The organism is Rhizobacter sp. P3_B12 (assembly GCF_056402895.1).
On record NZ_JBFUGN010000470.1, the window covers coordinates 1 to 4,728 of the forward strand.

Annotated in this window: 5 protein-coding genes; 2 read left to right on the forward strand and 3 right to left on the reverse strand. The window is 63.1% G+C overall.

Going from position 1 to position 4,728, the window contains the following annotated elements; translation table 11 throughout:
* A partial coding sequence (locus tag AC1D01_RS21410; RefSeq protein ID WP_477869853.1) for a phage terminase large subunit family protein occupies nt 1–1,994 on the forward strand: 1,994 nt, incomplete at its 5' end.
* Nucleotides 1,991–2,332, forward strand: a complete 342-nt coding sequence (locus tag AC1D01_RS21415; protein WP_477869855.1) for a Mor transcription activator family protein — start codon at nt 1,991–1,993, stop codon at nt 2,330–2,332. The genes AC1D01_RS21410 and AC1D01_RS21415, both read left to right, overlap by 4 nt.
* Before the next feature lie 299 nt (nt 2,333–2,631).
* Here AC1D01_RS21415 and AC1D01_RS21420 read toward each other — a convergent pair whose 3' ends face one another.
* From AC1D01_RS21420 to AC1D01_RS21430, 3 genes are all read right to left on the reverse strand, one after another.
* The gene (locus AC1D01_RS21420) at nt 2,632–3,063 is read right to left on the reverse strand and encodes an ankyrin repeat domain-containing protein (protein ID WP_477869857.1); all 432 of its coding nucleotides are present in this window, start codon (nt 3,061–3,063) and stop codon (nt 2,632–2,634) included.
* A gap of 121 nt (nt 3,064–3,184) precedes the next feature.
* Entirely contained in the window at nt 3,185–4,000 is an 816-nt protein-coding gene (locus tag AC1D01_RS21425; RefSeq protein WP_477869859.1) for an ATP-grasp domain-containing protein, read from the reverse strand.
* 264 nt (nt 4,001–4,264) lie between these two features.
* On the reverse strand, nt 4,265–4,582 hold the full coding sequence (locus AC1D01_RS21430) for an SMI1/KNR4 family protein (RefSeq protein ID WP_477869861.1): 318 nt from the start codon (nt 4,580–4,582) through the stop codon (nt 4,265–4,267).
* Nucleotides 4,583–4,728: the final 146 nt, after the last annotated feature.

Below are 4,728 nucleotides of genomic sequence, written 5' to 3' on the forward strand. Positions count from 1 at the left end.
TGGCCGAGCACTTCTACCTGTCGGAGGAGAGCAGCTACGAGCAGGGCCGCTGGGAAGCCTACCCGTACCAGGTCGCGATTGCCGACTGCATAGGCCACGACGAGATCACGCACGTGACCTGGCGGAAGTCGGCGCGCACCGGATACACCAAGATCTTCCTCGCGGCCATCGGCTACTTCGCCGAGCACAAGCGCCGCAACCAGGCGGTGTACCAGCCCACCGATGAGGACCGCGACGACTTCGTCACCACCGAACTGGAGCCGATGCTGCGCGACGTGCGGGTGATGCGCCGCGTGTTCCCGAAGTTCAATCGCAAGTCCAAGGACAACACGATCAAGAAGAAGCGGTTCCTCGGCTGCCAGCTCCACCTGCGCGGCGGCAAGGCCGCGAAGAACTACCGCCGCATCACCGTGGACTGCGTCTACTACGACGAGACCGACGGCTTCGATCGCGACATCGAGAAGGAGGGCAGCGCATTCCGTCTGGGCGACAAGCGCATCGAGGGCGCGACCTTCCCGAAGTCGGTGGCGGGCAGCACGCCGAAGCTGAAGGGCTTCAGCCTGATTGAGGACCGCGAGCACCAGGCCGACGTTCGCTTCCAGTACTTCATCCGCTGCCCGCACTGCGATGACGAGCACACGCTCGACTGGGGCGGCAAGGGTGCCCGGCACGGGATGAAGTGGACGGACGGCGACCCGGAGACGGTCGGCCACGTCTGCCCGCACTGCGGCGTCTGCATCACCCAGGCCGAGTACTTGGCGGCGTGGCGCGGCCGTTGGAAGGCGATCGACGGTGGTCATGGCGGGCTGTGGATCGACGAGCGCGACCCGATCCAGCTGCGCTTCCGCAATGCGGCGGACGAGGAGGTCAGTCCGCCGAAGCACGTGGCGTTCTTCTGCTGGACCGCCTACAGCCCGCAGGCGACCTGGGTGAGCATCGCGCGCGACTGGCTGACGGCAGCGAAGAAGGCGCAGGCCGGCGACGACAGCGACCTGAAGACCTTCATCAACACCACGCGCGGCGAGACCTACGAGCAGGAGCTGGAGAAGACCGACGCCAGCCAGCTCGCGCTGCGCGGCAAGCACGGCCATCCGCTGCGTACCGTGCCTCGCGGCGCCGTGAAGCTCGCAATCGGCGTGGACGTGCAGGGCGACCGCTGGGAGCTGGTGGTGTGGGGCTTCGGTCGTGGCGAAGAGATGTGGGTGGTGGATGACCTGGTCATCTACGGCAACCCGGCCGACCAGCGCGAGTGGGATCTGAAGCTGGATCCGGCGATCAAGGCGACCTACCGGCACGTGTGCGGCGTCGAGATGTCGGCCGACGCGGTCGCGATCGACACGGGCGGCCACTTCACCCACCAGTGCTATGTATTCGTGCGCAACCGGCCGAACCAGAACCTGTACGCGGTGAAGGGCGAGACTCGGCTGGGCCGGCCGATCAAGAGCGCCAGCGTCCTGGTCGACGTGAACGAGCGCGGCAAGACGATCCGGAAGGGCGTGCGGCTGTGGCACGTCGGGACCGACACGGCGAAGGACTTGCTGTACGGCCGACTGCAGGTCAGCCAGCCGGGACCGGGTTACGTGCACTTCGCGCGAGAGCTGACCGCCGAGTTCTACGACCAGCTCACGGCCGAGAGCCGGATGCTCGTGAAGACCGGCCGCGGCGAGGAGCACCGGTGGCTGAAGCCGGCCGGCAAGCGCAACGAGAAGCTCGATTGCACGGTCTATGCGCTGTTCTGCGCGCAGATGCTGGGCCTGCATACGCTCAGCGACAAGCTGTGGGCGCGGCTTGAAGCCGGACTGGAGCCGGACCTGTTCGCCGGCGGCGGGGCCGCGCCTAGTGCGGGGAGCGATCCGGCGCCAGTGCAGACGTCTGCACAACCCAGCGCGGTGGCCGCGGCCCCACCTCCGCCACCCACAGCTCGACCACCCGGCGTCCGTCCCATCGTTCAGAACTCTTTCATCGTCAGCGATTCTTGGAGCAGCCGCCTGTGAGCCAACCCCTCTTCCAATACCAGCAGCAACCCCGCCCCGATGCCGATGAGATCAAGGCCGATGCCGCCACACAGTGGGTGTTCGACATGACCGAGATCCTGCGCGATGACTTGGCGTTCCAAGAGCCGTGGGCCAGTGCGATTGCGCACGAGATCGTGCAAGGCATGCGCGCACGGTTTGGTGGCGACGACGTCTATGTGCCGGCGCCGGACAAGTCGGCGCGAGATGAGCGCGTGCGAGAGATGTTCAACGGCCGGAACATCAAAGACCTGATGCAGCTGTTCGGGCTGGCGCGGTCCACTGTGTATCGGATCGTCGGGCAGCGAGGACGGCCGTGAGGCGAGTGACTTAGAAGCCGACGTGCAGCGATGCGCGGCGGGGGCGCAAGCATCGCCAGTAAGGGAGATTGCCTGCTCCAGGGTGTGTGCGGTCGGTCAGACTGAGATGCCGAACGAACGCTCGGACCGAAAGGAGACCTCCGTCGCAACGCGTTGGATCTGCTCGTTCACGTCCGAGCGGAGGGGGCACGATCGCGGTGCTGACCCAGTCGAATGGCTGCTGTCGCGAGCAGCGAGGCGCAGCTGTTGACCCATTGCGGGCATCGACGAGCGGCAATACACCGACCCAGAGCGGTCTCTCAATCGCCGTTGATGGCTGATCCGTCAAGCGCGTTCAAAACGCGATTGGACCGGTAGGCCCTTGCGATGTCGATGGGACTGGAGTCGTCCGCTGACATCGCGGAAGCAATGGCTCCGTTTCGCATCAGCCACTCGATTGCCGCGATGCGTTCTTCGCCTGGCCGATCACCACCCTGAATAGCTGAATCGACCGCATGATCGACGGCGAAATGTAGAGCCGTCCAGCCTTCGACGTTGGCGAGTCTGATGTCCGCCCCATACTGCACGAGCAGTTCTAGAACTTCCAAGTCGTGGCGCATCGCGGCGACGGCGAGCGGAGATTCACCGAAAGCATCGAATCCATTCGGATCGCAACCTGCCGCCAGCAAGTCGCGGACTCGGCCAGTCGATCCTTCATCAATCGCTTGAGTCAGTTCTGTTTGAGCACGCATTCTCTTGCCGGCTATTGGCAACCGGCCTCCAGTTGTTGGCGCTCCTGGCCGCATGCAGCGTGGTGGCGGTCGGAGCGACCGTAACGCCGTGGGCGACTTCAGACGAGCTCGCCGACACGGTTCAATCCTCGATGAGTTCGAGTATCTTCTGCCAGAGGGGCCGGGGCGGGATGCCCACGTATCCCGACTCTTGCGCATCGTTGCATTCGATCACGATCCACTGGCCTTCCGCTGTCTTGGCGAAATCAACCACCAGGAACGGTACGTCCAGGCGTTTCGCGGCCAACTTCGCGACCTCCAGGCCAGCCRCCACATCGGCACATTCATATGCAGCGATCTGGTACCAGTAGCGCCCCCAACCAACGCACTCACCGTGCCACCAAAATGACCGGTACTCGATCGACGGCTGAACTTTCCCCGGCACCTGGCCAGTCACCGGGAACAGTGGAACGAACTCGCGGATGACCGGCTTCTGCCAGTGCAAGATTGCATCTGCGCGGTACTGTTGAGACGCCACTTCGTAGTGAGCCCGGCTTTGAATGATCGATAGGTCGGGGTTGTGCTTGCTGGTTTGCCTTGAACCCTTCATGAAGATGGGCCACTGAAAGTCAGCCTCGATCGCAGATGCAGTGGGAAGCGCATCAAAGACCTTCGTGCGCGGAGTAAGCCCCTCCAAAACGGGATACCAAGACTCCAGTTCGCTCGCCAGAACGTGCTCGCAGGGCGAGTTCACCAGACGGAGGCCCATCGCTAGCTTGTCAGCAAATTCTGCGGCGTAGTCGCTGATTGGCCCAACTCTCAGGACACATAGCTCTTCGCCATCGATTCGGTATGGGTGATCACACGCGAAGTGCAAATCGAAGTCGAAGTCATAGGCCGATACACCTACTTCTTCGCTCACAACGATGACTTTTCGTCCGACGCGCGCGATGTTCATATGCTCGATGCTAGCGCGAAGGTCGCGTCGCTCGTAAGCGGTCACCGCTGGAGGGCGGCTCTTGATCGAGAGCGACGATGGGACCACGTTTGGTTGTCAGCGGCAGGTGTCGAAGCCTGCACCCCTCTGAGGACGACTGAGCTCGTACGTTTATCGTTCAGCGACGCGGACGCAGACATCGTAGCCTCTCATGTTGTTGCCCGAAAGCGGACGGCGATGAGCGCCCGCTCCTGGCCGAACTGAGACACAAACTCGACCGCATGCTCAGGCGTGCGGGGTGATTCGCCGGGCAACTTCACGCCAAGAATCGGCGATCTTGTTCGCGAACTGTGGTTCCATGCCGATCATTGGCAACATGAAGACTGCACCGGATTCGTCAAACGCTAGCAACTCTCCGCCGCCGTCGGTTCCGAAGCCAAGGAAGCCGGGGGCGTAAGTCACGACCTGCAGGTCTCTGTTACCCGCCTCGATTTCGTCTGGGGTCCAGAGCGCAACGTATCCGGGCATTCCTGCGGTGAATCCTTCAACTACGCCTGCTTCTTTGAAGTAGGCGATGTAGTCGTTTGGTAGATCGATTCGCATGCCCACAGCCTACTCGAAACCGGACACTCGTGACCGGCTGCTCCCGGCCGATTTGCGTCAATGGCTATGCTCGCGCCCCGGCCATGCAAACATGTGCCTGCCCTTGATTTCGTCGTAGCAGCGCGAGCAGACCTCGGTATGGTTGC